Genomic DNA, 26,288 nt, shown 5'->3' on the forward strand with positions numbered 1-26,288 from the left:
GTGGCGCCGCTCTCCCCTTGGGCTGTGACGCTGGTCGGCGTCGGGATCGGCGCCGCATGCGGCTTCACCGTGCGACGGGCGCGACTCTGCTCTTTCGGGGCGGTCGAGGATTTCTGGATCGGCGGCGATACCCGCCGGTTGCGGATATTCGGGCTGGCGCTCGCCATTGCGCTGTTCGGCACGCAGCTGATGATCTGGCGCGGTGATCTCTCGCCCGCGTTCTCGACCTATGTGCCGGGCGCGCTCGCCTGGTTCTCGATCCTCCTCGGCAGCACCTTGTTCGGCATCGGCATGGCGCTGGTCGGCACCTGCAGCTTCGGCTCGCTGATCCGGCTCGGTGCCGGCGATCTGCGCAGCCTGATCGTGATGATGGTCTTCGGCGCAGTCGCCTATGCGACGCTGCGCGGCATCCTGGCGCCGTTGCGGATCGACGTTCTGGAGCAGGTTGCGGTCGCCGTGCCGGGCTCGGTCCAGGGCGATCTGCCCTCGGTGCTGGAATGGCTGGGGCTCGGGGATCTGCGGCTCGCGCTCGGCATCGTCGCGCCGGCCTTGCTGATCGGCGCGGTGGTGATCGACCGGCGGCTGCGGCGCTCGCCACGCCTGTTGCTCGCGGGGGCGACGCTCGGGCTCGGCGTGGTCCTGGGGTGGTGGGCGACCGGAGTCGCCATCGACGAGTTCGCCCTCAACCCGCGCACGCAGAGCCTGACCTTCGTGTCGCCGGTCGGCCGCGCGCTCTATGCGGTGCTGACCACCCCGGTCGGGCTGTTCGATTTCGGCGTCGGCACGATCGTCGGCGTGATCTGCGGTTCCTTCGTCTCGGCGCTGTTCGACGCGGAGTTCCGCTGGGAGGCCTTCGACGACCATTACGAGATGCGCCGGCATCTCCTCGGCGCGGTGTTGATGGGTGGCGGCGGCGTGCTCGCCGGCGGCTGCACGATCGGGCAGGGCATCTCGGCGGGCTCGATGATGGCGCTGTCCTGGCCGCTGGCGATCGGCGGCATGATGATCGGCGCCAGACTCGGCATCGCCTTCCTGATGGAAGGTTCGATCCGTAACCTCTTCATCTTCCGGCGCTGAGCGGAGCGCGTTCGGCGTCACCCTGCGGCGATATGCGCCAGCAGTGCATTCCAGGCGGCTGAAAGCTGCGGCGATCCGGCGCGCCGTGCTGGCGACATGCAGGGCGGAGGGCCCGAAAGTCCGGAAATCGCTGTCTTGTTTGATCGACATCATCGAACGGCCGCTCGATGGCTTGCACAATCATGGTCACGGACCAGCCATGCCGCATAGCGGCCTATTGACATCCTATAATTCATATATATGAATATAAATATGTCATAACCATGGAGCGGGTCGATGAATGTCGGTGTCCTGGATCGCTGGGTGCGTTTCGTCGTCGGTATCGTGCTCGTCATGGCGGCCTTCGTCTCGCCGCTCGCCGAACTGGTCGCCGGCTGGGGCGCTTGGAAATACGCGCTGACGGTCTGGGGGGTGGTCATGCTGGCGACGGCGCTGTTCCGCTTCTGCCCGGCCTACACGCTGCTCGGCATCCGCACCTGCCCGCACCAGCCGCGCTGAGCGGCGCAGGCATAGCCGAGAACCGGTGAGGGATATCCGCATGAAACGCGAGATCGCCATCCTGTCGGCCATCGTCATGGCCGCCGCAATCTCTTCCGCCTCGGCGCAGGCTCCGGCTGCCCCCGGCGCTGCGCCGGCGGCAGCCTCGGCCGAGGTTCAGGCCACCATCCCCAAGGCCAAGCAGACCTCGCTCGGCCTCTATATGCGGCCGCGCGAGGCGGCCGAGACGATGGGCCGGGAGGGGGCCCGCACCTTGTTCGTCGATGTGCGGACCCGGGCGGAGATGATGTTCACCGGCTGGGCACCGATGATCGACGGTCACGTCCCCTTCGTCGAGGTCACCGAGTTCTGGGACTGGGACGACAAGGAAGGGCGCTACAAGCTCGATGCCAACCCGGTCTTCAGCCGGGACGTCGAACGGCTCCTCGCCGCCAAGGGCCTCACCAAGAACGACCGCGTCATCCTGATGTGCCGCTCCGGCGACCGTTCGGCCCGCGCCGTCGACAAGCTGGCAGAAGCCGGGTTCACCCAGGTCTACAGCCAGTATGAGGGTTTCGAGGGGGATGCTTCCCCTTACGGTCAGCGCACGGTCAATGGCTGGAGGAATGCCGGGCTGGCCTGGACCTACAAGCCCGACAAGGCGAAGTTCTACGCCGCGGGACGCTGAATTCGGGCGGCGCGCCGGCGAGGCCGGCGTTGCCGCATGGTTCCGTTCTGCTTAGCCGCCAGAGACGAAGCGATAGGCGTTGCCGTCGCGCTCGACGCGGCCGATGGCGCCATCGAGATGATAGCCGATCACCCGCGCCTTCTCGTTCGCGGCGCGGTCGAGCAGCCGGCGCCTTGTTGCGACCGCGAGGTCGGCGTCGTGGTCGGAGGCCGGGCGCCATTCCGGATGGGCGAAGGAGGCGATCCTGTGCGTCAGCGCATCGCCGAGAACGAAGACCGGGCCGCTCGCATCCTTGAGCTCAAAGGAGACGTGGCCGGGTGTATGGCCGGCCGTGTCGAAGGCGGCGACGCCCGGCACCCATTCCGAGCCGGCATCGTGCAGCTCCAGCGATTCTCCGAGCGCCTTGACGATGCGCTGCGCTCCGGCGGCGAAAGCGTGCCGGTCCTCGGGCAGCTTCTCGTAGACCTTGGGGTCGGTCCAGAAGGCGACCTCGCGCTTGTCGGCATGCCAGCGGGCGTTCGGAAAGAGAGGCGTGTCGAAATCGTCGAGCGCCCCCCAGAAATGGTCGGGGTGGAGATGGGTGAAGAGCACATGGGTGACGCTGTCGGGCGCGATGCCGGCGGCTTCCAGGCTGGCGGCGAGCTTGCCGGTTCCGGGCAGGAAGTTGGCGCCAGAGCCGCAATCGAACACGACGACCTGATCGCCCTGCCTGAAGCAGGTGACGTTCAGCACGCTGACGGTCGGGCCGCTCGCCTTGGTCGCCTGGGCGATCGCGTCGAGCGGGACATCGCGCGCCAGCATCGATTGCGGCATCTCGAAGCTGCCGTCGCTGAGGATCGAGATCGCCCGCTCGCCCTGTCTGGCCGTGGCGACCACCTGGGAAACAGCGCCCGAAACGGAGCCGGCCAGCGCAGCGGCCGTGCCGCCGAGCAGGATGTCGCGACGGTTCAGCATATGACCTCCCCATGATCTTGTTAGATGTATCTTTATCTTTGAATATATCGCCTTTCCGGAGGCGGGCAAGTCAGGTTGCGGCCCTTGTCGCCGGGCGGGCGGCGTCCGGTTGGCTTCCGGCCCGCAGCCGGCCGCATTGACGTCGCTCCGGCCACGGAAGATGGTCCGCGCCGCATCGGAAGGCTGTGGCCGCGGCGGTTGCGCCCTGGAGGCTGGAATGTCGAAGGCGACACGGGCGACGAAAGCGCTGGAGCAGGCGGGCGTCGCCTTCACCGTCCACAGCTATGATTACGATCCCGGGGCCGACAAGGTCGGCCTGCAGGCGGCGGAGGCGCTGGGCGAGCCGCCGCAGCGCGTGCTCAAGACGCTGATGGCGCTGGTCGACGGCAAGCCGGTCTGTGTGATCGTGCCCTCCGATCGGGAAGTCTCGATGAAGAAGCTCGCCGCGGCCTTCGGCGGCAAGTCGGCCCAGATGATGAAGCCGCCCGAGGCCGAGCGGCTGACCGGCTACAAGGTCGGCGGAATCAGCCCTTTCGGCCAGATGCGCCGGATTGCGACCGCGCTCGAGGAGCAGGCGCTGGCGCATGAGCTGGTCTATCTCAATGGCGGCCAGCGCGGCTTGCAGCTTAGGATGCGGCCGGCCGATCTGGTCTCGGCGCTGAACGCCATCACGGCGCCGGTGATCGCCTGAAGCAGCCGAAAACTGCGCTGTCCCAGCCCCGCACGGGGAGAGCGGATAGCTGAGCGCCGGGCTTGAGCACGGCCCGGATGCCAAGCATAGCCAATATCTATTTGCCAGCCATGCCCGTGCCTCAAACAATCACGGGCATATCTAGAAAACCGCATAGAGGGGTAAGAACCATGAAATTCGTCGGAATGACCGCGTTGGCGAAGGTCGCCGCGGTCCTCGGCTGTTTCGCCGCCGTGCCGGCCATGGCGCAGAACAAGGTCCAGATCCGGCTCGGCCATGTGCTCGCCGAGAGCCACAGCTGGAATGTCGCAGCCAAGGGCTTCGCCGAGGACGTCGCCAAGGCGACCGAGGGTCGCGTCACCATCCAGGTCTTCCCGTCGGGCCAGCTCGGCACCGAGAAGGACGTCGTCGAAGGCCTGCAGATCGGCACCATGCAGGGCGGCGTCATCGGCAGCGGCTCCTTCCAGCCGATCGAGCCGCGCATGGGCATCGTCGAGCTTCCCTATGCCTGGCCGACCCGTGAGAAGGCCTTCGCCGCCTTCGACGGCGAGATGGGCACCGAGCTCGCCAAGCTGCTCGCGGCCAAGAACATCGTCGTGCTGTCCTGGTGGGAGAACGGCTATCGCCACATCACCACCAAGAAGGCGCCGGTCAACAAGCCGGAAGACCTGAAGGGCGTGAAGATCCGCGTGACGCCCGACAAGGTCCGGCTCGACACCTTCCGCGCCCTCGGCGCGGAGCCGGCGCCGCTGGCCTTCGGCGAGCTCTATTCGGCGCTGCAGCAGGGCGTGTTCGACGCGCAGGAGAACCCGCTCTCGATCATCGATTCCTCGTCCTTTGCCGACGTCCAGAAATACGCCGCCCTGACCGGCCATGTCTGGGGTGCCGCCTGCCTCGTCGTCAGCAAGCGCATCTGGGATCAGGTCGGCCCGGCCGACAAGGAGGCCGTGCTGGCCGCCGCCGCCAAATGGCGCGACGAGCAGCGCAAGATGGTCACCGCCTCCGACCAGCAGCTGGTCGAGAAGCTGACCGCCAAAGGTATGACCGTCAACAAGGTCGATCCGACGCCGTTCATCGCCGCGGTCCAGCCGGTCTGGAAGTCGCAGGAGGCCGTTTATGGCCCGGCCCTGATGGCGCTGCTCGACAAGTACCGCAAGTAAGTCCGCAATCGCGGACCGGCAGGACGCCGCCAGGCGAAGGCCTGGCGGCGTCTCGCCTTCCGGCGATCCCATTCCTGCCGAGGAGAGGCTCTCATGACCCCCGACTCATCGCCTGCCGCGTCAAAAGGCGCGCTCGCCCGTATGGTCGACATCGTCGACCGGCTGACGTTGGGCGTGTCCTCCCTCGGCGTCGCGCTCTTCAGCGCCGTCGTGGTCTATGTCGCCCTCGGGCGCTATGTTTTCGGCACCACGCCCTATTGGTCCGAGGAGCTGCCGCGCAGCCTGCTGATCTGGAGCGTCTTCATCGGCCTCGTGCCGGCGACGGTGCGTGCCAGCCATCTCAATGCCGGCCTCTTGCCGCTGCTGGTGCGCAATGAACACCGGCGGCGCGGGCTGGAGCTGGTTGCCCGGCTGTTGACGGCGCTGTTCTTCGTCATCCTCGCCTATACCGGCTGGCAGCTCACCGAAGCCGGCCTCGACAGCCTGACGACCGCGCTGCAGATCCCCAACGCCGTGGTCTACGTCGCGCTGCCGATCGGAGCCGGCCTCTCGGCCATCGTCATCCTTCTGCCCCTGTTCAAGGAGCGCGCCCCGTGACGCTCGGACTTGCCCTGCTGCTCGCCAGCTTCACCGTGCTGGTGGCGCTGGACGCACCGATCGCGGTCGCGCTCGGCCTCGCCTCAGTCGTCTATCTGCTCGTATCCGATCTTGCGCCGCTGATCGTCGTGGCGCAGCGCGTCATCGCCGGCATCGATTCCTTTACCCTGCTCGCGATCCCGCTCTTCCTGCTCGCCGGCCTTTTGCTGCTGCACGGCGATCTGACGCCGCGCATCATCAGGCTCTGCAGCGCCCTGGTCGGGCGCGCCCGCGGCGGACTCGCCATCGTGATGGTGATGGGCTGCATGCTGTTCGGTGCGCTGTCCGGCTCCGGCGTCGCCGATGTCGTGGCGATCGGCACGATGATGCTGCCGGCGATGAAGGAGCGCGGCTACGATACCGGCTTCTCCTGCTCGCTGCTCGGCTGCGCCGGCTCGCTCGGCACGGTGATTCCGCCCAGCATCGTGCTGATCGTCTATGGCACCGCGACCAACACCTCGATCGGCGCGCTCTTCGTCGCGGCCATCATCCCCGGCATTCTGACCGGCCTCGGCCTGATGATCGTCGCCTATATCATCGCCCGCCGGAACGATTGGCGCGGTGGCGAGGCCTTCAACTGGGGCGAGCTCTGGCTGGCGCTGAAGGATTCCGCGCTCGCTCTGCTCGGTCCGGTGATCATCATCGGCGGCATTCGCGGCGGCATCTTCACGGCGACGGAAGCCGCCGGCATCGGCGTGCTCTATGCGCTGGTCGTCGGCGGGCTGATCTATCGCAAGCTCACCTTCCCCCTGATCTGGAACCTGGTGAAGCAGACGGCCGAGAGCTCGGCCTCGATCCTGTTCGTCATCGCCTGCGCCAGCATCTTCGGCTGGATTCTGGCGGCCGAGCAGGTGCCGCAGCTGATCGTCAACGCAATCTCCTCGGCGACGAACAGCGCCACCGTCGCACTCCTCTTGATGATGGGCGTGCTGCTGATCCTCGGCACATTCATGGAGACGATCGCGATCATCCTGATCCTGGCGCCCGTCTTCATCCCGATCCTGCGCGCCTATCAGATCGACCCGGTGTTCTTCGGCGTGCTGCTGACGGTGAACCTCGCCATCGGCGCCAACACGCCGCCGCTCGGCATCGACCTGATGGCGGCCTGCCGGGTCGGCGGCATCCCGATGTCGGCCTCGTTCCGCTATCTGCTGCCGTTCATCGGCTCGATGGTGGCGGTGCTGCTGCTGATGGTGCTGTTCCCCGGCATCGTGCTCGGCCCGGCGCGGCTGTTCGGCCACTGAGAATTTCGAGATAGTCAGGAGAGTGTGATGGCACTGCCAGCATCTGCGCGCGTCGATATCGAGCGCTATTGGGCGACCCTCGCGCGTTCGGCCGAGATCGGTCCCGGGCGGCCGGGCGGCCTCTCGCGTCTCGCGCTCGGCGATGCCGACAAGCAGATGCGCGACGAATTCGTCGGCTGGTGCCGCGAGGCCGGGCTGACGGTCCGCATCGACGGCATGGGCAATATCTTCGCCCGCCGCTCCGGCCTCGACGACAGCCTGCCGCCGGTGGTGATGGGCAGCCATCTCGACACCCAGGTCAATGGCGGGCGCTTCGACGGCATCGCCGGCGTGCTCGGTGGGCTCGAGGTCTGCCGGGCGCTCGACGCGCTCGGCCACCGAACCCGCCGGCCGCTCGAAGTGGTCAACTGGACCAATGAGGAAGGCAGCCGCTTCTCGCCGCCGATGGTCGGCTCCGGCTGCTTCGTCGGCGCCTATGGCCTCGACTGGGCGCGCGAGCGTCGCGACGATGACGGCAAGTCGATTGGCGAGGAGCTGGCGCGGATCGGCTATCTCGGCGAGATGGAGGAGAAGCCGCACGCCTTCGACGCCTATTTCGAGTTCCATATCGAGCAGGGCTATTATCTCGATCGCGACGGCATGCAGGTCGGTGTCGTCACCGGCGGCTTCCCGAGCACCGGCATGCTGGTCGAGTTCCGCGGCGAGACCGCCCATACCGGTCCCTGGCCGATGGAGCGGCGCAAAAACGCGCTGATCGCCGGCGCGCGCCTGCTGGTCGCCGTCGACGAGCTCGGCTGGGAATATGCCGGCAGCGGCGGCAAGGCGACGGCGGCGCGGCTGATCGCCTGGCCGAACAAGCCCGGCATTCTCTCAGACTGGGCCCAGACCGTCTGTGACGTCCGCCATCCCGACCCGGAAACCGCGCTGGTGATGGCCGAGCGGATGCGCCGTGCGGTCGGCGAGGCGGCTGCGCGGGCAGGGTGCGCTGCCGAAATCCTCGATGTCTGGAACTGGGGCGGGGCGATCTTCGCGCCGGAGCTGATCGACCAGGTGCGCAGCGCCTCGCTCGCCATGGGTTACCGGACGCAGGACATCCTCAGCCAGGCCGGGCACGACGCCTATTTCGTCGCCCGCCATGCGCCGACCATGATGATCTTCGCGCCCTGCAAGGGCGGCATCACCCATAACAACGCCGAAGATTGCGACCGGGACGATCTCGAGCCCGGCCTCAACGTGCTGCTCCAGGCGGTGGTCGCGCGCGCCGACCGCTAGAGCCTCGATCCGAAAGGCAGAGTCCGCTTTTCGGATGAATACGGAACCATGAGACAGAGATGGATCGCCGTGCGTCCGGAAGGACAGGCGGCGATCTGAGCGTGCTGTAGCTCCCGCCGCATGGTCATTCCGGCCCCGAGGCCTCGAACCGGAATGCCGTGCCTCTCGGGGCAAGCCTCCTCAGTCGAAGGCGAGCTGTACCTTCATCGCCTTCGACTTGTCGGCGGCGAGATCGAAGGCCTCGACGGCACGCGCGATCGGGATCGAGGCGGTGAGCAGCGGCGAGAGGTCGATCCGGCCCGAACCGATCAGCGCCACCGCCCAATCGAATTCCTCATGGAAGCGGAAGGAGCCGCGCAGCTCGAACTCCTTGGCGACGACGACGTTCATCGGCAGGGTGAAATTGCCGCCGACGCCGATCTGCACGATGACGCCACCGGGGCGGACGACGTCGAAGGCGCCGGTCAGGGCGTGCTGGTTGCCGGAGGCCTCGAACATCACGTCGAAGCTGCCCTTGTCGGCGCCGTAATCGGCCTTGAGCCGGTCCGGCTCGGCCATGACGTTGATCGCGGTGGTCGCGCCCATCTTGAGGGCGATCGGCAGCGGTCCGTCGACCACGTCGGTGACGACGATCTCGCCGGCGCCGGCGGCGCGGGCGGCGACGACGGTCAGCACGCCGATCGGCCCCGAGCCGGTGACCAGCACGCGCTTGCCGAGCAGCGGGCCGGCGCGCTTGGCGGCATGCAGGCAGACCGCGAGCGGCTCGGCGAAGGCCGCTTGCGCTGCGCCGACATGGGCGGGGAGCTTCACCGCCTGGCGCTCCTCGATGACCAGCTCTTCGCGGAAGCCGCCCTGGACATGGGGAAAGCGCATGGCGCTGCCATAGAACAGCATATCGAGGCAGTGCTGCTGCTGTCCGGCCTGGCAGTAGCGGCAGCGCCCGCAGGAGCGGCTCGGATTGACCGCGACGAGATCGCCCGGAGCGACGCGCGAGACCTCGGCGCCGACCGCCTCGACGATGCCGGCGATCTCGTGGCCGAGGATCATCGGCTCGCGCACGCGGATCGTGCCGAAGCCGCCATGCAGGTAGTAATGCAGGTCCGAGCCGCAGATGCCGCCGGCCTTGATCCGCACGCGCACATCGAGCGGGCCGAGTTCGGGAGTCCTGGTCTCCTCGACGCGGAGATCCTTCTCGGCATGAATGACGACGGCGCGCATCGAAGCTCTCCCTGGGGACCAGCGGCTATGCGGTCCCGGCGATTGTCTAATCGTTTTAAAACGCTTACCCAAGCCGGGACGAGGTGCCAAGCCACGAGACCGGGAGGATAGGATGTCGCTCAATCTGTTCAAGCTCGATGGGCGTATCGCCCTGGTCACGGGCTCCGGCCAGGGCATCGGCCTCGCCATGGCCGAGGGCTTGGCGGCGGCTGGAGCGCATGTCGTCCTCAACGGTCGCGACAAGGCCAAGCTCGAAGCGGCGCGGGGTGCGATCGCCGCCGCCGGGCACAAGGTTTCCATCGCTCCTTTCGACGTCACCGACCAGAAGGCGGTCGAGGCCGGCGTCGCGGCGATCGAGGCCGAAATCGGGCCGATCGACATCCTGATCAACAATGCCGGCACACAGAAGCGCGGCGCCTTCGTCGACTTCCCGGCGGAGGACTGGCATTTCCTCGTCGCGACCAATCTGCATTCGGTGTTCTACGTCACCCAGGCGGTGGCCAAGCGCATGGCGCCGCGCAATCGCGGCAAGATCGTCAGCATCGGCTCGGTGATGAGCAAGCTCGGCCGGCCGACCATCGTGCCCTATACCGCGACCAAGGGCGCAGTCGCGCTGATGACGCAGGGTCTCGCCGCCGAGCTCGGCAAGCACAACATCCAGGTCAACGCGATCGGCCCCGGCTATATCGTCACCGAGCTCAACAAGGCCCTGATCGCCGACGAGACCTTCTCCAACTGGGTCAAGAGCCGGACCCCGGCCGGACGCTGGGGCGAGACCAGCGAACTGATCGGCGCGGCGATCTTCCTGTCCTCGGAAGCCTCGGATTATGTCAGCGGCCATCTGCTGATGGTCGATGGCGGCCTGACCAGCGTGGTGTGAGCCGGCACAGCAGCGCCGTCAGCGCCGCGCAGCCACATAGGGCACGAGCTCCGTCAGCGCCGAAATGGTGAGATCGGCGGGCTCGCCGAGCTGTTCGGGCTGCATGCGCAGCGCCTTGAACATCGCGGCCGGGCCGATCGCGCCGCTCGTGAGTTCGGCGCGCAGCGCGGCGGGCGCGATCCGCTCGATGCGGGCGACGGTGAGGCCATAGGCCTTGGCGCCTGCGATGTCGAAGCCGTTGGAGGAGACGAACAGAATCTCCTCGCGGGAGAGGTCGAGCCTGTCCTCGACGAGGCGGTAGCCGCGCGGATCGGGCTTGTAGGCTCTGATCTCGTCGACGCTGATCACCGTCTCAAGCAGGCCGTCGATCCTCGCCTGCCTGGTAAGGTTGGTCAGCATGGACGGGCTGCCATTGGAGAAGATGGCGAGCCGTGTCGGCGCGAGGCCTTTCAGCGCGTCCAGCGCTTCCGGGTAGAGGGCGAGCGCGTCATAGGCGGCGGCGATGCGGACGATGAGCTCGGGCGTCGCTTCGAGCCCGAGCGTCTTCAGCGTGAAGTCGAGCGAGGCCCGGGTGACGCTCCAGAAATCCTCGTACCGGTCCATCAGCGAGCGCAGCCAGGTGTATTCGAGCTGCTTCAGCCGCCAGATCTGGGTGATCGTGCCACCATGGCCGGGAAAGGCCGCCTCGGTCAGCCCTGCGACGGACTGCACGTCGAAGAGCGTGCCATAGGCATCGAACACCACTGCCTTGATCGTCATACGCGCGCTCCTCCCTCCGCTTGCGCCACCTTAGCGCTCGCCTTGGCCGCGCGGAGCGTGATATCCGCACAAGCACCTTTTCGCAGATGCACAGGTTGCCAAGATGTCCAGCCGTCCCGTCATGCTGATGATCCTCGATGGCTGGGGCTGGCGCGACGACGCGAACAACAACGCGGTTCGTCTGGCGAAGACGCCGAATTTCGATCGGTTCTGGACGTCCTCGCCGCATGCCTTCCTGCGCACCAGCGGGCTCGATGTCGGCCTGCCCGAGGGCCAGATGGGTAATTCCGAGGTCGGCCATCTCAATCTCGGCGCCGGGCGCGTCGTGATGCAGGATCTGCCGCGCATCAACCAGGCGATCACCGACGGCACGCTGAAGCAGGCGCTGGCGGCGAGCGGCCTCGTCGCGAAGCTGAAGGCGAGCGGCGGCACCTGCCATCTCATCGGCCTGGTCTCGCCCGGCGGCGTGCATGCCCATCAGGACCATGCCGTGGCGCTGGCGAAGCTGCTGGTCGAGGCCGGCATTCCGGCCGTGATCCATGTCTTCACCGATGGCCGCGATACGCCGCCGCGCTCGGCCGGCGACTATGTCGCGGCGCTTCAGGCGACCCTGCCGGAGCAGGTCAAGGTCGCGACCCTGTCCGGGCGCTATTACGCCATGGACCGCGACAACCGCTGGGAGCGGGTCGAACTCGCCTGGAAGGCGATGGCGCTCGGCGAGGGCGAACAGATGCCCGGCGCGGCCGCGGCGATCGAGGCGGCCTATGCCGCCAATGTCAGCGACGAGTTCATCAAGCCGGCGGTGATCGCGGGATTCGGCGGCATGAAGGATGGCGACGGACTGCTCAGCTTCAATTTCCGGGCCGACCGCATCCGCGAAATTCTCGCGCCGCTGCTCTTCGCCGAGTTCAGCGGATTCCCGCGGCCGAAGGCGCCGAAGCTCGTCGCTGCGGTCGGCATGACCTCCTACAGTTCCGAGCTCGATCCGCTGATGCCGGCGCTGTTTTCCCCGCAGAGCCTGGCGAATGGGCTCGGCGAGACCGTCGCCAGGGCGGGGCTGAAGCAGATCCGCTTCGCCGAGACCGAGAAGTACCCGCACGTCACCTATTTCTTCAATGGCGGGCGCGAGGAACCCTATGAAGGCGAGGCGCGCAGCATGACGCCGTCGCCCAAGGTCGCGACCTATGACCTCCAGCCGGAGATGTCGGCGCCGGAGCTGACGGAGAAGGTGGTCGCCGCCATCGAGAGCGGGACCTATGACCTGTTCGTGCTGAACTTCGCCAATCCCGACATGGTCGGCCATACCGGCGTGCTCTCGGCCGCGGTCAAGGCGGTCGAGACCGTCGATGCCGGCCTCGGCAAGATCGCGGACGCGATCCTCGCCAAGGGCGGCGCGCTCTTCGTGACGGCCGATCACGGCAATTGCGAGCTGATGGTCGATCCGGTGACCGGAAACCCGCATACCGCCCACACCACCTTCCCGGTGCCGGCGATGGTGATCGGCAGCGGTGCCAAGGCGCTGGCCGAGGGGCGTCTCGCCGATGTCGCGCCGACGCTGCTCGCCTTGCTCGGACTGAAGCAGCCGGCCGAGATGACGGGCTCGTCGCTGCTGCGCTGAAGGCTCAGCGCGGCTTTCCGGAATCAGCCGGGAGCGCCGGCCGCCGCATCCGGGCGGCCGCCCTGATCCTGGAAGAATGAAGCCTGGGCAGCGAGGGCGCGGCTCGCGGCGCGCAGCGATTCCGGCTCGCCGCGCCCTGCCTCGTCGAGGCGGCTCGCGAGTTCGTCCAGGGCCTGCACCGCTCTGCCGGGCTGCTCTGCCGCATTGGCGATGCGCGCCAGCGCCAGCCTGATCGCGTGTGCGGTGGCCGGGGCGAGGTCGGTTTCCGCCAGCATGGCGCGCAGGCGCAGCACCGCCATGCCGACCGCGAACACCGCGATGCCGCCATCCTCCTGCGTGCCCGCCCGCTCGCCCGCCTGTTGCGACAGGCGCACCAGCCGCAGCAGCCGGTGATTGAGCCGGGCCCGCCAGGTCGCGGCGCGCAGCGCCGCCTCGGGCGCGCTGCAGAGATCCTGCAACTCCCTCAGCATCATGCCGGCGAGCACCTGCAGGCGCTGGCGTGCATCGGTCGGGAAGATGGTGCGGAAGGCGATCAGGGTCAGGAACGGCGCCGACACGACGGCGAGCGCGGTGAAGACGGTGCCGGTGAGATCCCCCTTGAGCGGCAAGGCGGGCTGCGACAGCAGCAGCAGGGCCATGCAATAGTCGATCGAGCCGAGCATCGTGCGGCGATGGGCCATCGGCAGGGCGCCGAGCATGATGAAGGGCATCAGCATCAGGACGAGCTCGAGCTCGCTCGTCGCATGCGGCCAGATAAGCCAGCGGCAGGCGAGCGCTGCGAGGGCGCCGCAGGCCTGGCCGACCAGCACCTTGCGCATGATCAGCGCCGGATTCTCCCAGGTCGAGAACAGCGTCACCATCACCGAAGTTCCGAGCAGCAGTAACGCGCCTGCCTGCCAGCCGGTGACCACCCAGAGCGTGCCCAGCCCCAGCATGATGCCGCCGGCGCGCAGGGCCGCCTGCCGGGCGCCGACCCAGTCGCGATGCAGGATGATCGGATGCTCGATGCGCGCCGGCCGGATTTCGCCGTCGCTGACGCCGATCCGCTCCTTCGCGGCGGCCTCCAGGCGCAGGATCGCATCCCGCAGGGGCGGGTGCTCGCTCGCGAGATCGGCCGCCTGTTCGAGCAGGGGCAGAATCTCGGTAACCGGGGCCGCGCCTTCCAGGGCGCCGGCCGCCTGTTCGAGCAGTTTTCCGACCGGCTCGACACGCAGCGTTTCCGGCGCGGTCCTGAGCCAGACCAGGGCCGAGACAAGCGCCGAGATCAGGCTGCGTATGCTGCGGGCCGAGCGGCGCGAGCGGAGCGAGCCGGCGCCGTGAGGTTCGAGCGCCTCGTCGAGCAAGGCGAGCTGTCGCAAGGTCTGCCGCTGCTCCTCGGCGCCGGGCCGCGTCCCCGAAAGCAGGCTCGTGAGCTGCCGCAGCACGCGGATGGCCAGTTGCCGCGCTTCGCCGGCGACGGCGTCCTCGCCCTCCTTCGGTGCGAAGAGAAGCCCGACGACCAGGGCCGTCACGATCCCGGTCAGTACGGTCAGCAACCGGTCCGCAGCCAGAAGGAGAACATGATCGGGGTGGCCGATATCGAGCAGCACCACCATTGCCGCCGAGAAACCGGCGATGAGGGCGCCATAGGAGACGAAGCCGCGCAGCAGATTGCCGGCAAAGGCGCAGAGCCCGACCCAGAGCGCCAGCCCGAGCATGACTGGCAGCGGCAGGCCGCCGGAGAGCAGCATCAGGACGACGCCGACCGCGGTGCCGGCGAGCGTGCCGACGCCGCGGAAGAAGGCCTTTTCCAGGAGCATGTTGCGGGCCGGCTGGGCCGAGGCGAAGACGGTCATCGCCGACCATTGCGGGTGCTCGAGCCCGAGCGCCCAGGCGGCCAGCAGCGCGAGGCAGGCGGCGAAGCAGGTGCGCAGCGTGAAGCCGAGGCGCCCGGTGTCGAAACCGAGCCTGGCGAGGGCGGGAAGCGGGTTCATGTGAGTTTTTATCAGATCGCGCGTGCCGCGGCGTGCGGCACGGTCCGCAGCGAGGCTTCTACCATCGCAGCCCGTTTGTCATCGCATGGCGGGGAAAGTCGGATTCACATTGCCGAGCGTGGGGTCAGAAATTGTAGGCGGCTTTCAGCTTCACCAGGTGCTGGCTGAAATTGCTGATGTCGAGATCGCCGGGCTGGCCCTTGGCCTTGCCGGCGAGTTGGACATTATAGGCCGCCGAGATGGCGAGCGCCTTCGTCGCCTGCCAGTAGATGCCGGGGCCGGCGAAGGTGGCGTAGCCGAGATTGTCGCCGAGGCCGAGTTCGTTCTGACGGCGCTGATGGCGGACCTCGCCGCTGAGATAGAGCCCGTCGGCGACCTGCCAGGCGAGCGAGCCGGCGAGCGTCAGGGTCGATGAGCGCTGATAGGGGCTCGGGCCGGTCCAGGTCAGATCCTGCGAAAGGTTGAGGGCGGCATAGAGCTTGCCCCGGATGAGCGCCGTGTCGGCATAGAGGCGCAGGCCGGTGTTGTAGGTGGGGAAGGGGCCGGCACCGGTCGGGTCGGTGCGATTGAAGCTGGGATCGACGACGATGGTGAGGCCGAGGCCGTGCAGGTCGCGGCCGAGCAGGCGGTATTTCATCTCCAGGCCCGCGCCGAGCCCGCGCGCATCGGCCTTCGTGCCGGCGATGGTCGCGTCGGTGTAGCCGCCGAGCAGGTAAGGGCCGATCTCGACGCAAGGCCAGAGGCCATAGGAGCCCTGCAATTGCAGTCCGTGCACGGACTGCCGGCCGTCGCGAGCGCCGAAGCCGCCGCCATAGCTCAGGCTGGCGCCGAAGGAGCCGGGGTCGGCGACCTCCGAGCCGGTGGTGAAGCCGAAGGCGTCGATCGGGATGCTGTCGCTTTCGGTGCAGGCCGAGAGCGCAGGCGGGGCGGCCGGTGCCGGCTTCCGAGCGGGCAGGTCGGCGGCTGGTGCGGGCGCCAGGGCGGCCGAAGCGGCGAGGGCGAGGAGAGCGAGCCGGAGCGGCATGCGGCGGGCGCTTTCGAAAGGGCGGCGAACCGGGCCAGCATGCGCCCGCGCATTCGCTGCCGCGAGAGGCCGGCCGGCGCGATTGCTGCATTGCGCCGGATAGTTGCCGCTGCGCAACATCGGCTCGCGCAGGGGCGGCCTCGTGGCGGCCCCGAACTCAGGCGGACTCGGCCAGCCCCTGCAGCCGCGCGAAAGCGACCGGAGCGATCTCCGCCAGCTCCGCGACCGGTTTCCAGGCGGCGGCATGAACCTCCTCCTCCTGCGCGACCAGCGGCAAAGCGGGGTCGGCCAGGAAGAGGTATTGCAGGTCGTGATGGATATGGGCGGGTTCGCCGCGCGAGGGCTTGCCGGGAACCTCATGGCTGTCGATGGCGAAGGGCAGGTCGCCGCTGCGATGCCAGGGGTGCAGGGAAAGTCCGGCGACGCCGGTTTCCTCCACCGCCTCGCGGGCCGCCGATTCGTGGAAGCGCGGCGCCGGCTCGTAATGCCCGCCGGGCTGGAGCCAGCGGCCGATCACGACATGGTCGATCAGCAGGATGCGGGCGTGGTCCGGCGAGAGCACGAAGGCGCTGGTGGTGACGTGCCCGGGAAAGGTGTCGCGCTCGGCGAGGGCATGACGCTCGCCGATCTGCCAGCGCAACAAGGCCAGATGCTCGCGGGGCCCGGCGATCTCGGAGCGATAGCGCGTCACCAGCGGCTCGAGCCGGCCGAGAAAATCGAGGACGGACATCGGGAAACCTCAGGGCAGCGGCAGGCGGTAGCGCTCGAAGCCGCCATTCTTGGCGCCGTCATAGCCGACGATGACATCCAGTCGGTTGCCACGCTGGCCGAGGATCGTCACCGCCTCCGCCTTCAGGCCGGGGCGGGCCGGCAGGTCGCCGAGCAGCTTGGTGGCCTCGGGTTTGATCGGGTCGACCAGCAGGAGCGAATAGGCGAGCGACTGCTCGGCAGCCGGCCCGACCAGGACCAGAAGTCGGCCGTCAGGCAGGGCGGCGAGGTCACGGATGCCGCGGTCGCGGTCGGCGGGAATGGCGATCACGGTCGGCGCGACCGTCGCCGGAGCGTGGCCGGGGGCGAACAGGGCATCGACAGGCGCGCCGACCAGGAAGGCCTTGCCCGCGATCGAGGGAGCGCGCAGGCCGGCCCAGAGGATCGGGCCGGTGACGGCGACGCCTTCGAGATTCATCCCGTTCTCGTCATTGAGGGCCCTGCCGAAATAGGGTGCGGCATCTCCGGCCTGACGCAGCATGTCGCTCAGGCGATAGGTGAGCTCGATTTTTCCGGACGGAGAGCCGGCTTCGTCGACCCGGAGCCGGGCGAGATGGAAGGCCGAAAGCCGGAACTCGCCCTTGTGACGCGAGCAGCCATGCGAGCCGGCGACGTAGAAGGCTCCGGCGGAGAAGGTGACGGCCTCGCCGTCGAGTTCCGCGAATTCGCCGGCTTCCTTGCAGATACCGCCGGGCGGCGTGCCGAGCGTGGCGCTGGAGGCTTCGTCGCCGATCAGGGGCACGGTCGCGCCGGGGGTGACGCGGTTTTCGGCGATCTGGGCGAATTGCGCGAAGGAGCCTTCGTCATTGATCACGAGGCAGCGCAGCGTGCCGGTCGCCGAGGGCATGCAGGCGAGGCCGCTGAGATCGACCGCCGTCTTGCCGGGCTTCTTGCCGGCGAAATCGCCATTGCTGCGCAGGCGCTGCTCGGGCGTGAGCGTGTTGGCGTCCGCCATGGCAGGGCTGAGCAGGGCGGTGGCGAGCAGAATGGCGAGCAGGCGAGACGGCATGGCGAATCCAGGCGGCGAATCGAGCGGGCCGGACTGGCGGACGCCCGAAATTAGCTGACCCGCAGCCTCGCCGATTGCAAGGCTGCGGGTCAGCTTAGAATGAATGCAGCGCTGCGGCGAGCCGCCGAATCCGGGTCATGCTGTCGAAAAGGCCGGGTTCTCCGTGATGCGTCATTAGCGTTGCCGTGGCCGGCTTGCGGGCCGGCTGCGCTAGCCGCGCTTGCGGCTCCAGTCTTCATAGAGCCCCGCCTCGTCGGCGGGGCGCAAGGGCCGCAGCGGGATGGACTGGGCCTGCGGCTCCCTGGTCATCTCGGCATAGACCTTGGCGGTGGACAGGCCGAATTCCTCACCATCCTCGTTCGAATAGGCGAAGAAGGCCGCCTTGACGCCGGTCAGATGCATGGCGGCGAGGCACATCGGGCAGGGATGGCCGCTGGCATAGATGGTCGCGCCGTCGAGGCGCGGCGTGCCGAGCTCCGCGCTCGCCTGGCGGATCGCTTCGAGCTCGGCATGGGCGGTCGGGTCGTTCGTCTCGTGGGTGCGATTGACGGCGCGGGCGAGAATCTTGCCGTCGCGCACCAGCACGGCGCCGAAGGGGCGTCCGCCCTGCCCGATATTGTCGCGGGCAAGCGCCACCGCCTCGCGCATGAAGCTCTCGTCGGACATGGGCTGCCTCCGATCATCATGGCCCGGGCCGGGGACGAGCCCGGCCCGGAGCCTTTGTCAACTTACCGGCAGGCGCCAAGATGGCGGTGCCTGTCGCGGGCTTCAGCCGAGCTTGCCATAGGCGGGGACGGTGAGGAAATCCTCGAATTCCGGCGCGAGCGAGAGCTTGGCGAAGAGTTCGATCGCCTCCGGGAAGCGGCCCTTGTCATAGGCCTCGGCGCCGAGCTCGCCGCGGACGCGCTCCATCTCCTCGGCGAGGCAGCGCTTGAACAGGTCTGCGCTGACCTTGGTGCCGCCGTCGACCTCGACGCCGTACTGGACGAACTGCCAGATCTGGGCGCGGCTGATCTCGGCCGTCGCAGCATCCTCCATCATGTTGTAGATCGGCACGGCGCCGCGCCCACGCAGCCAGGCCTCGAGATACTGCACGCCGACGCGGATGTTCTCGCGGAAGCCGGCCTCGGTGCGGCTGCCCTCGTGCACTTCGAGGAGATCCGCGCGGCCGACATTCACATCCTCGCGCTTCTTGTCGAGCTGGTTCGGCTGCGGCATCAGCCGGTCGAACACCTCCATCGCGACCGGGACGAGGTCGGGATGGGCAACCCAGGTGCCGTCATGGCCGTCGCCGGCCTCGCGCTCCTTGTCGGCCTTGACCTTGGCGAAGGCGGCGGCATTGGCTTCGGGGTTGTTCTTGACCGGGATCTGCGCCGCCATGCCGCCCATGGCAAAGGCGCCGCGGCGATGGCAGGTCTTGATCAGCAAGAGCGAATAGGCGCGCAGGAAGGCCTTGGTCATTACCACCTGCGAACGGTCGGGCAGGATGAAGGCCTTGTTGCGGGCGAGCTTCTTGATGAAGGAGAAGATGTAGTCCCAGCGGCCGCAGTTCAGGCCGGCCATGTGATCGCGTAGCTCGTAGAGGATCTCGTCCATCTCGAAGGCGGCCGGCAGGGTCTCGATCAGCACGGTCGCCTTGATCGTGCCGGCCTTGAGGCCGAGCGCGTTCTGGGCGGCGACGAAGACGTCGTTCCAGAGCCTGGCCTCGAGATGGCTTTCGAGCTTGGGCAGGTAGAAATAGGGGCCCGAGCCCTGGGCCAGCGCCGCCTTGGCGTTGTGGAAGACATAGAGGCCGAAATCGACCAGGGACCCCGAGGCGATCTCGCCGTCGATCTCGATATGGCGCTCGGGAAGATGCCAGCCGCGCGGCCGAATGATCAGGACGGCGGGCTTGTCCTTGAGCTTGTAGGCCTTGCCGGTGGTGGCGTCGGTGAAGTCGATCTTGCCGGCCCAGCGATCCCTGAGATTGATCTGGCCTTCGACCATGTTGGCCCAGACCGGCGAGGAGGCGTCCTCGAAATCGGCCATGAAGACCTTGGCGCCGGAATTCAGCGCGTTGACGATCATCTTGCGGTCGACGGGGCCGGTGATCTCGACACGGCGATCCAGCAGATCGGCCGGGATCGGCGCCACCTTCCAGTCGCCTTCGCGAATATGCCGGGTCTCCGCCAGGAAGTCGGGCGTCTCGCCGGCGTCGAAGCGCTTCTGGCGCTCGGCCCGCAGCGCCAGCAGGCGCTTCCTGGTTTCGTTGAAGCGGCGCTGCAGATCGGCGACGAAGGCGAGCGCCTCATGGCTCAGGATCTCGTCATAGCGCGCGGCGAGCGCACCCTTGACGACGACGCCCTTCGGCAGGGACAGACTGGGCTCGGTGGCGGACATGGCGGGCTCCTCTCGGCGGACCAATGCGTGCTGGAGGCCACTATGTCCCTGGATTATTTTATCCGGTAGGCGTCAGATTGCCGAGGACTTTTGCCGCTTTGGAAATAATAAGCCGCCGCCCTTGGAAGGGCGACGGCCGGTCCGGACGTGCTGGGTCCGTTCAGAACTTGTAGGTGATGCCGGTGCCGAAGATCCAGGGATCGATCTTCACCTTGCCGCTGATGGCGCCGCCATTCACCTTGACCTTGGGCTCGAGGAAGAGCTTCTTCACGTCGAAATTGATGCCCCAATGCTTGTCGAGCATGATGTCGACGCCGGCCTGCAGGGCGAAGCCGAACGAATCCTTCAGGTTGAAGCTGGTGAAGCCGCCCTTGGCCTTCTCGTCGAAGAAGACGGTGTAGTTGATGCCCGCGCCGACATAGGGCTTGAAGGCGCCGATCGGATCGAAATGATATTGCAGCGTCAGCGTCGGCGGCAGCAGCCAGGCCGAGCCGATGCGCGCGCCCGCGAGCGCGCCGGCGCCCTTCACATTGTGCGGGGTGACGCCGAGGATGAGTTCGACCGCGAGGTTGCGGGTGAAGAAATAGGTGATGTCGAGCTCGGGCACGACCGAGGTCGAGATCGAGACGTCGCCGCCGACGATTGGCGCGCCGCCCATCCGCAGGCTGGCCGATTCCTGTGGCATCACGACGAGGGCGCGTCCGCGGATCATCCAGGGGTTCCAGGGGTCGATGGCGGTCATCGTGGGGGCGGTCTTGCGCGAAGGCAGGTCGGCGGCGGTGGCGCCGAGCGACGTCGCGCCCAGGAGCGCGGCTGCGAGCGAGGCGAGGGCGATACGAGACGTCATCGGAGAGATTCCTGCACGGAGGGGCCGCATGAGGCGGTGCAGATCGCTTCGATCATGAGCCGGGGCGGCTGATCCTTGACCTCTGTCAAAGATCCGGATGCGGGCGGGCGAACCGCGATCGACGTGGCATTTTTGTGACGGCGGCGATGCGAGAACCGCTCTGAGGCCGACATAGGCGGAAGGCCGGCGGCCATGGACGCCGGTCGACGACCAGAAGGATGCCCTTATGACCGCCCTCCGCCTCGGACTCTTCGCCGCCGCCCTCGCTGCCGGTTTCGTCGCCGGACCGGCCATGGCGCAGAACCGTTGCGCCGTGACCGACCCGACCGGCACGCCGCTGAACATCCGCGAGACGCCCAATGGCGACATCATCGGCCGCGTCACCAACGGCGTCGGCGTCAGGGTGGTGAATTCGAGCTTCGACGAGCGCGGCCGGCCCTGGGTGCTGATTCGTCCGCGCGGCACGAGCCAGGTCGTCGGCTGGGTCTATCGGGAGTTTGTTTCTTGTTACTGAGGTGGTCGCAGGGCGACAGGCTGACGTTACAAACGCGGGGAACCCTCTCCTGTAAGGAGAGGGCAGGGTGAGGTGTAGGCCCTGTGACCAGTTCCGCGAGCGTTAACCGCGCGATTGGGTTGAAGCTAACGACATTCCTCCGAACACCTCACCCCTACCCCTCTCCTTACAGGAGAGGGGATCCTGCGCCCTATCCTGCCAGTTCGCCGAACCGCTTCAAAAACGCTCCCTGCGCCACTTCCGTCGGCTCGGGCTTCAGCAGGTCCAGCACCTCGCGCGGCAGCGCCTGAGGCCTGCCGAAGATGCGCAGCGCCTCGGCCCGCTCGAAGCCGGCGAGTTCGGTCGCCTCCAGGAAGGCGGCGACGTGGTCGGCTTCCTTGGTCTTGCGCTTGACCAGCGCCGGGGTCGACGCCGGCAGAGAAAAACGCAGATGGATAGCACCGAGCAGGCGCAGCTCGACGCCCTTATAGGCATCGCCCATCACCGCCTTGAACGGCGAGATCATGTCGCCGATGACGTATTCCGGCGCATCATGCAGCAGCGCCATCAGCCGCCATTCTCGCGACCAGTCCGGGTTGAGATGGCCGGCGATCGCCTCGACCAGCAGGGAATGCTGCGCGACCGAGAAGGAATGGGCGCCGCGCGTCTGGCCGTTCCAGCGAGCGACGCGGGCAAGGCCATGGGCGATGTCCTCGATCTCGACATCGAGTGGCGAGGGGTCGAGCAGATCGAGCCGCCGGCCCGACAGCATGCGCTGCCAGGCGCGTGGTGCGGCAGGTGCTTTGGCCATCAGGCTGCCGGGCGGGTGTCGCGCGCGAGCGCCGCGCATTCCTGCCAGCGGAAGCAGCCGGTGAGGTGGTCGTTGACCATGCCGCAGGCCTGCATCACCGCGTAGACGATGGTCGGGCCGCAGAAGGTGAAGCCGGCAGCCTTGAGTTCCTTGGAGATCGCCTTCGACACGGCGGTCTCCGCCGGTACGCCCTCATGGGTCCGGAAGGTGTTCTGGATCACCCGGCCGTCGAGATGTTTCCAGAGGAAGTCGGTGAAGGGCTGCTTCTCGCTGATTTCGAGATAGGCCCGCGCATTGCGGATCGTGCCCTCGATCTTGCCGCGATGGCGGACGATGCCGGCGTCGGCGAGCAGGCGCTGGACATCAGCCTCGCCGAAACGCGCGACCTTCTCCGGTTCGAAACCGGCGAAACCGGCGCGGAAGGCGTCACGCTTGCGCAGGATGGTGATCCAGGACAGGCCGGCCTGGAAGCCGTCGAGCATGAGCTTTTCCCAGAGCGCGCGGGAATCGTATTCCGGCACGCCCCATTCGCTGTCGTGATAGGCGAGGTAGAGCGGATCGCTCCCCGGCCAGATGCAGCGATATTTGCCGTCTGCTCCCTGGACCGCCTCGCGCCCGCCGGTGAGGTCGTTCATGCCGCCGCTCCGAATTCGGGCTCGCCGGGGAAGGGGAAGCGGATGAAGGCCGGTTTCTCCAGCGTGAAGGCGAGGCCGCCGGCATCGAGTCCGTGGCCGGCGGCGAGCGCATCCGCCACCCGGTCGAGCCGGAGCAAAGCGAGGCCGCGGCCTCCCGCGCAGGAGCCGACGCGGCCGAGCAGCTTGCCGCCGGCGCTGGCCTCGACGCCGTCCTCGGGATTCAGGCCCTCGCTGAAGACCACCGGCACGACCCGCGAGCGCGCCGTGCCGCGATGCTGCATGCGCGAGACCACTTCCTGGCCGATATAGCAGCCCTTCTTGAAGGAGACGCCGCCGAGCTGGTCGAGCAGCGCCTCATGCGGAAAAGCGTCGCCATAGACGAAGTCGCGCCCGCCATCGGGAATGCCGAGGGCGATGCGGCGGGCGTGATAATCCTCCATCGCGCCGCCCGCGATCTCCTCGACACCGTCGAGATCGGTGATCGCGCGGTCGCCGAGCTCCGGCAGGCGCGGATCGGCATAACGCAGGCCGAGATCATCGGGCAGCCGGCCGCCATCGCCCGCGACGATGACGGCGGTGCTTTCGGTGAGGTCGTCGAGCGCCACCTTGGCGCGCAGCTTGTAGAGTTTCAGGCGCTTCATCAGATCGGCGGTCTGGAGGAGCGGGCAATCGAGCAGGAAGCCGCCGCCCTCCTCCTCCGGCACGGCGACGATGAGAAAATCGCCGATGATCTTGCCCTGCGGTGTCAGCAGCGCGCCATAGCCGGCGCGCTCGTTGCCGACCTCGTCCATCTCGTTGGTGACGATGTTCTGCAGGAAGTCGCGGGCATCGTCGCTGCTGACGCGGATGACGCCGCGGTCTACCAGTCTGATCGCCGGCATGTCGAACCTTACGCTTCGTGGTGGCTGCGGCTGGGCGCCGTTCGCAGGGATAGTTAGGTCGCTTCGGCGGCATGCTCAACCGGCCGCGTGCCGACAACCGCGATGGCGAGGCGGTTTTCCCTAGGCTCCGCAGGAAACGGGTGCCTGGAGGCCGGGGCGGGCGAGCCCGACGCACCTTCGCATATTCAGCTGACAATGGCCTGTTTCCTGCCAGAATGGGCCCGCCGACGTCATGGAGCGCGCGCCATGCCGAAGCCGCCCTTCGATCAAGCGGAGCTGTTCGCCGATGCGGCACGACGGGCCGCTTCGTTCCGGGAGACCTTGCCGAACCGGCTTCAGCGGCCGCTGGCCGATTATGCCGGGATGCTGCGCCGCCTTGCGGCACCGACGCCGGAAACGGGCCTGCCGGCGGGCGAGGTGATCGCGGCGCTCGACGCGCAGATGCAGCCCGGGCTCCACGCCATGGCAGGCGGGCGCTTCTTCGGCTGGGTCATCGGCGCCTCACACCCTGTCGGCGTCGCTGCCGATTTGCTGACCAGCGCCTGGGGGCAGAATGCCGGCAATCATCAGGCCTCGCCGGCGGCCGCGGCGGCAGAAGCGGTCGCTTCCGGCTGGCTGCTCGACCTGCTCGGACTGCCGCGGGATGCGTCCGTCGGCTTCGTCACCGGGGCGACGGTCGCCAACTTCGTCTGCCTCGCGGCGGCGCGCAGCGAGGTGCTGCGGCGCGTCGGCTGGGATGTCGAGGCCGACGGCCTGTTCGGGGCGCCGCCGATCAAGGTGGTGATCGGCGACGACGCGCACACCACGGTGTTCTCGGCGCTGCAATTGCTGGGGCTCGGCCATGACCGCGTCGTCAGGGTCGCGACCGATGCACAGGGGCGGATAGAGGCCGAGGCCTTCGCGGTGGCGCTCAAGGCCGGCGAAGGGCCGGCGATCGCGGTGCTGCAGGCCGGCCAGATCAATACCGGCGCCAGCGATCCTTTCCGCCGGCTGATCCCGTTCGCACACCGGCACGGGGCCTGGGTGCATGTCGACGGCGCCTTCGGGCTCTGGGCGCGGGCCAGCGCGCAGACGGCCCAACAGGTCGATGGTGTGGAGGAGGCCGATTCCTGGGCGACGGACGGGCATAAATGGCTGCAGACGCCCTATGATTGCGGCTATGCGATCATCCGCAACGGAAAGGCGCATCGCCGCGCCATGACGGCGGCGGCGAGCTATCTGCCCGAGGTCGCCGATGGTGAGCGTGACCCCAGCCATTTCGTGCCGGAATTGTCGCGGCGGGCGCGGGGCTTCGCCAGCTGGGCGATGATCCGCCATCTCGGCCGCTCGGGCATCGCGGCGATGGTCGCCCGCCACTGCGCCTTGGCGCGCCGGATGGCCGAGCGCCTCCAGGCCGAGCCGGGTATAGTGATCGTCAACGAAGTCTGCCTGAACCAGGTCGCGGTGCGTTTTGGGAGCGATCTGCCGGTCGCGGAAGGCGATGCGCTGACGCAGGCCGTGATCGCCCGCCTGCAGGCCGACGGCACCTGCTTTGCCGGCGGGGCGAAATGGCGCGGCCAATCGATCATGCGGCTCTCGGTGATCTCCTGGCCGACCGATGATGAGGATGCCGACGCCGCGGTCGCGGCGATCCTTTGCGCCTGGCGTGCCTGCCGCGGCTGAGTTTTGCGGCGGCCCTGTCGTGCTCGCCGCCTCCAATTCGACGTGCCGACGACGGCGGTTTCCGCTGCTGCAAAAAAAATGCGCCGGGCTCTGAAAAAAATTTCGGCGGCCTGTCGATCTCGCCGTGCCTCGTTCGACGTGAAGACAGAGAGCAGGAATTCTCCTGCTCCGGACATCAGGGCAAAGCGAACTCTAGAAGGCAGGAGAAGACGGATGCGCGTGATGGTTTTGGTCAAGGCCGACAAGGACAGCGAAGCCGGCGTGATGCCGAGCGCAGAGATGCTCACCAGGATGGGCGCTTATAACGAGGAGCTGGTGAAGGCCGGCGTGATGCTGGCGGGCGAGGGGCTCCACCCGAGCGCGAAAGGCCTGCGCATGCGCTTCTCGGGCACGCAGCGGATGATCACCGACGGCCCCTTCGCCGAGGCCAAGGAGCTGCTCTGCGGCTTCTGGATCTGGCAGGTCCGTTCCTTCGACGAGGCGGTCGAGTGGCTGAAGCGGGCGCCCTTCGACGGGGGCGCCGAGATCGAGCTGCGGCCGGTCTTCGAGATGGAGGATTTCGGCGAGGTGCTGACGCCGGAACTGCGCGCGCAGGAAGAGCGGGTGCGCGCCGAGGCGGCGAAGCTCGCCAGCTGAACGAAATCCCTTCTAAAACGACGGCCGTGGCGCAGCGCGGCCGATCCGTTCCCCAATCAAGGAGAAGTCCGATGCGTTTCATGATTCTGGTCAAGGCGACCAAGGACAGCGAAGCCGGCGCGCCGCCGAGCCAGGAACTGCTCGAAGCGATGATGGCCTATAATGAGGAGCTGGTGAAAGCCGGCATCATGAAGGGCGGCGATGGCCTGCAGCCGAGCGCCAAGGGCGTGCGCGTGCAGTTCGACGGGCCGAAGCGCGCGGTCGTCGACGGCCCCTTCGCCGAGACCAAGGAGCTGGTCGCGGGCTACTGGCTCTGGGAATGCGCTTCGCTCGACGAGGCGGTCGCCTGGGTCAAGCGCTGCCCCAATCCTATGCCTGGCCCGTCCGAGATCGAGATCCGCCCGCTCTACGATCTCGCCGATTTCGGCGAGATCGTCACGCCCGAGACGGAGGCGACCTGGCAGCGCCTCAAGAGCGAGATCGGCGACTAGAGGCG

27 protein-coding genes are annotated in these 26,288 nt (G+C 67.8%); 14 read left to right on the plus strand and 13 right to left on the minus strand.

The annotated features are described in order from the left end of the window. The 3 genes from AC3RCC_RS11215 to AC3RCC_RS11225 all read left to right on the plus strand — a co-directional run bounded on the left by AC3RCC_RS11215 (nt 1) and on the right by AC3RCC_RS11225 (nt 2,242). Nucleotides 1-1,077: a YeeE/YedE family protein gene (locus tag AC3RCC_RS11215; protein WP_492258447.1), complete on the plus strand. Its 1,077-nt coding sequence runs from the start codon at nt 1-3 to the stop codon at nt 1,075-1,077. Between the two features lie 276 nt (nt 1,078-1,353). After that, on the plus strand, nt 1,354-1,575 hold the full coding sequence (locus AC3RCC_RS11220) for a YgaP family membrane protein (RefSeq protein ID WP_291635953.1): 222 nt from the start codon (nt 1,354-1,356) through the stop codon (nt 1,573-1,575). 40 nt (nt 1,576-1,615) lie between these two features. Continuing rightward, nucleotides 1,616-2,242: a rhodanese-like domain-containing protein gene (locus AC3RCC_RS11225; protein WP_492258448.1), complete on the plus strand. Its 627-nt coding sequence runs from the start codon at nt 1,616-1,618 to the stop codon at nt 2,240-2,242. 51 nt (nt 2,243-2,293) lie between these two features. Here AC3RCC_RS11225 and AC3RCC_RS11230 read toward each other — a convergent pair whose 3' ends face one another. Further along, nucleotides 2,294-3,196 (minus strand): MBL fold metallo-hydrolase, encoded by a 903-nt coding sequence (locus AC3RCC_RS11230; protein ID WP_492258449.1) that lies wholly within the window; start codon nt 3,194-3,196, stop codon nt 2,294-2,296. 217 nt (nt 3,197-3,413) lie between these two features. On the opposite strand from AC3RCC_RS11230, the gene ybaK reads away from it, so the two are divergent. The 5 genes from ybaK (at nt 3,414) to AC3RCC_RS11255 (ending at nt 8,199) form a co-directional block, all read left to right on the plus strand. Further along, nucleotides 3,414-3,887, plus strand: a complete 474-nt coding sequence (ybaK, locus tag AC3RCC_RS11235; protein ID WP_291635959.1) for a Cys-tRNA(Pro) deacylase — start codon at nt 3,414-3,416, stop codon at nt 3,885-3,887. Nucleotides 3,888-4,057: 170 nt separating this feature from the next. Beyond that, the gene (locus AC3RCC_RS11240) at nt 4,058-5,047 is read left to right on the plus strand and encodes a TRAP transporter substrate-binding protein (protein WP_291635961.1); all 990 of its coding nucleotides are present in this window, start codon (nt 4,058-4,060) and stop codon (nt 5,045-5,047) included. Nucleotides 5,048-5,140: 93 nt separating this feature from the next. Then, nucleotides 5,141-5,644 carry a TRAP transporter small permease gene (locus tag AC3RCC_RS11245; RefSeq protein ID WP_492258450.1) on the plus strand — a complete coding sequence of 168 codons (504 nt, stop codon included), beginning with the start codon at nt 5,141-5,143 and terminating at the stop codon, nt 5,642-5,644. Then, nucleotides 5,641-6,927 (plus strand): TRAP transporter large permease, encoded by a 1,287-nt coding sequence (locus tag AC3RCC_RS11250; RefSeq protein WP_492258451.1) that lies wholly within the window; start codon nt 5,641-5,643, stop codon nt 6,925-6,927. Before AC3RCC_RS11245 ends, AC3RCC_RS11250 begins: the two co-directional genes overlap by 4 nt. A gap of 27 nt (nt 6,928-6,954) precedes the next feature. Beyond that, the gene (locus AC3RCC_RS11255; RefSeq protein ID WP_492258452.1) at nt 6,955-8,199 is read left to right on the plus strand and encodes a Zn-dependent hydrolase; all 1,245 of its coding nucleotides are present in this window, start codon (nt 6,955-6,957) and stop codon (nt 8,197-8,199) included. Nucleotides 8,200-8,379: 180 nt separating this feature from the next. Here the strand turns inward: AC3RCC_RS11255 and AC3RCC_RS11260 are convergent, their stop codons facing one another. Further along, a complete protein-coding gene (locus tag AC3RCC_RS11260) occupies nt 8,380-9,417 on the minus strand; it encodes an L-idonate 5-dehydrogenase (protein WP_492258453.1) in 1,038 nt (345 codons plus the stop codon). A 112-nt stretch (nt 9,418-9,529) separates the two neighbouring features. On the opposite strand from AC3RCC_RS11260, the gene AC3RCC_RS11265 reads away from it, so the two are divergent. After that, nucleotides 9,530-10,297: an SDR family oxidoreductase gene (locus AC3RCC_RS11265; protein ID WP_492258454.1), complete on the plus strand. Its 768-nt coding sequence runs from the start codon at nt 9,530-9,532 to the stop codon at nt 10,295-10,297. Between the two features lie 18 nt (nt 10,298-10,315). Here AC3RCC_RS11265 and AC3RCC_RS11270 read toward each other — a convergent pair whose 3' ends face one another. Beyond that, nucleotides 10,316-11,056, minus strand: a complete 741-nt coding sequence (locus AC3RCC_RS11270; RefSeq protein ID WP_492258455.1) for a haloacid dehalogenase type II — start codon at nt 11,054-11,056, stop codon at nt 10,316-10,318. A 103-nt stretch (nt 11,057-11,159) separates the two neighbouring features. On the opposite strand from AC3RCC_RS11270, the gene gpmI reads away from it, so the two are divergent. Next, the gene (gene gpmI, locus AC3RCC_RS11275) at nt 11,160-12,674 is read left to right on the plus strand and encodes a 2,3-bisphosphoglycerate-independent phosphoglycerate mutase (protein WP_492258456.1); all 1,515 of its coding nucleotides are present in this window, start codon (nt 11,160-11,162) and stop codon (nt 12,672-12,674) included. A gap of 23 nt (nt 12,675-12,697) precedes the next feature. On the opposite strand, the gene AC3RCC_RS11280 is transcribed toward gpmI, so the two are convergent. From AC3RCC_RS11280 to AC3RCC_RS11310, 7 genes are all read right to left on the minus strand, one after another. Continuing rightward, nucleotides 12,698-14,647 (minus strand): FUSC family protein, encoded by a 1,950-nt coding sequence (locus AC3RCC_RS11280; protein WP_492258457.1) that lies wholly within the window; start codon nt 14,645-14,647, stop codon nt 12,698-12,700. Between the two features lie 124 nt (nt 14,648-14,771). Then, nucleotides 14,772-15,671 (minus strand): DUF6662 family protein, encoded by a 900-nt coding sequence (locus tag AC3RCC_RS11285; RefSeq protein WP_492258458.1) that lies wholly within the window; start codon nt 15,669-15,671, stop codon nt 14,772-14,774. Nucleotides 15,672-15,828: 157 nt separating this feature from the next. Next, nucleotides 15,829-16,401, minus strand: a complete 573-nt coding sequence (locus AC3RCC_RS11290; RefSeq protein WP_492258459.1) for an NUDIX hydrolase — start codon at nt 16,399-16,401, stop codon at nt 15,829-15,831. Between the two features lie 9 nt (nt 16,402-16,410). Beyond that, complete coding sequence (locus AC3RCC_RS11295) at nt 16,411-17,448, minus strand: DUF3616 domain-containing protein (RefSeq protein ID WP_291635983.1); 1,038 nt, start codon at nt 17,446-17,448, stop codon at nt 16,411-16,413. A gap of 210 nt (nt 17,449-17,658) precedes the next feature. Beyond that, entirely contained in the window at nt 17,659-18,114 is a 456-nt protein-coding gene (locus AC3RCC_RS11300) for a nucleoside deaminase (protein WP_492258460.1), read from the minus strand. A 102-nt stretch (nt 18,115-18,216) separates the two neighbouring features. Next, nucleotides 18,217-19,827 carry a malate synthase A gene (gene aceB / locus AC3RCC_RS11305; protein ID WP_492258461.1) on the minus strand — a complete coding sequence of 537 codons (1,611 nt, stop codon included), beginning with the start codon at nt 19,825-19,827 and terminating at the stop codon, nt 18,217-18,219. Between the two features lie 160 nt (nt 19,828-19,987). Continuing rightward, nucleotides 19,988-20,674 carry an OmpW/AlkL family protein gene (locus tag AC3RCC_RS11310; protein ID WP_492258462.1) on the minus strand — a complete coding sequence of 229 codons (687 nt, stop codon included), beginning with the start codon at nt 20,672-20,674 and terminating at the stop codon, nt 19,988-19,990. Between the two features lie 226 nt (nt 20,675-20,900). Here AC3RCC_RS11310 and AC3RCC_RS11315 point away from each other — a divergent pair, with 226 nt between their 5' ends. After that, the gene (locus AC3RCC_RS11315; RefSeq protein ID WP_291635990.1) at nt 20,901-21,188 is read left to right on the plus strand and encodes an SH3 domain-containing protein; all 288 of its coding nucleotides are present in this window, start codon (nt 20,901-20,903) and stop codon (nt 21,186-21,188) included. 190 nt (nt 21,189-21,378) lie between these two features. Here the strand turns inward: AC3RCC_RS11315 and AC3RCC_RS11320 are convergent, their stop codons facing one another. From AC3RCC_RS11320 to ygfZ, 3 genes are read right to left on the minus strand one after another with little or no spacing between them, the layout of a single operon-like run. Continuing rightward, nucleotides 21,379-21,978 (minus strand): HD family hydrolase, encoded by a 600-nt coding sequence (locus AC3RCC_RS11320; protein WP_291635992.1) that lies wholly within the window; start codon nt 21,976-21,978, stop codon nt 21,379-21,381. Then, nucleotides 21,978-22,613 (minus strand): DNA-3-methyladenine glycosylase I, encoded by a 636-nt coding sequence (locus tag AC3RCC_RS11325; protein WP_492258463.1) that lies wholly within the window; start codon nt 22,611-22,613, stop codon nt 21,978-21,980. Before AC3RCC_RS11325 ends, AC3RCC_RS11320 begins: the two co-directional genes overlap by 1 nt. Beyond that, nucleotides 22,610-23,494, minus strand: coding sequence for a CAF17-like 4Fe-4S cluster assembly/insertion protein YgfZ (gene ygfZ / locus AC3RCC_RS11330; protein ID WP_492258464.1), 885 nt, complete (start codon nt 23,492-23,494; stop codon nt 22,610-22,612). Before ygfZ ends, AC3RCC_RS11325 begins: the two co-directional genes overlap by 4 nt. A gap of 246 nt (nt 23,495-23,740) precedes the next feature. On the opposite strand from ygfZ, the gene AC3RCC_RS11335 reads away from it, so the two are divergent. The 3 genes from AC3RCC_RS11335 to AC3RCC_RS11345 all read left to right on the plus strand — a co-directional run bounded on the left by AC3RCC_RS11335 (nt 23,741) and on the right by AC3RCC_RS11345 (nt 26,283). After that, nucleotides 23,741-25,156, plus strand: a complete 1,416-nt coding sequence (locus AC3RCC_RS11335) for a pyridoxal phosphate-dependent decarboxylase family protein (RefSeq protein WP_492258465.1) — start codon at nt 23,741-23,743, stop codon at nt 25,154-25,156. Nucleotides 25,157-25,369: 213 nt separating this feature from the next. Further along, nucleotides 25,370-25,792, plus strand: coding sequence for a YciI family protein (locus AC3RCC_RS11340; protein WP_291636000.1), 423 nt, complete (start codon nt 25,370-25,372; stop codon nt 25,790-25,792). Between the two features lie 71 nt (nt 25,793-25,863). Beyond that, a complete protein-coding gene (locus AC3RCC_RS11345) occupies nt 25,864-26,283 on the plus strand; it encodes a YciI family protein (RefSeq protein ID WP_291636002.1) in 420 nt (139 codons plus the stop codon). Nucleotides 26,284-26,288 lie beyond the last annotated feature (5 nt).

The sequence above is a fragment of the Allobosea sp. GW823-FHT01F03 genome, assembly GCF_058798075.1.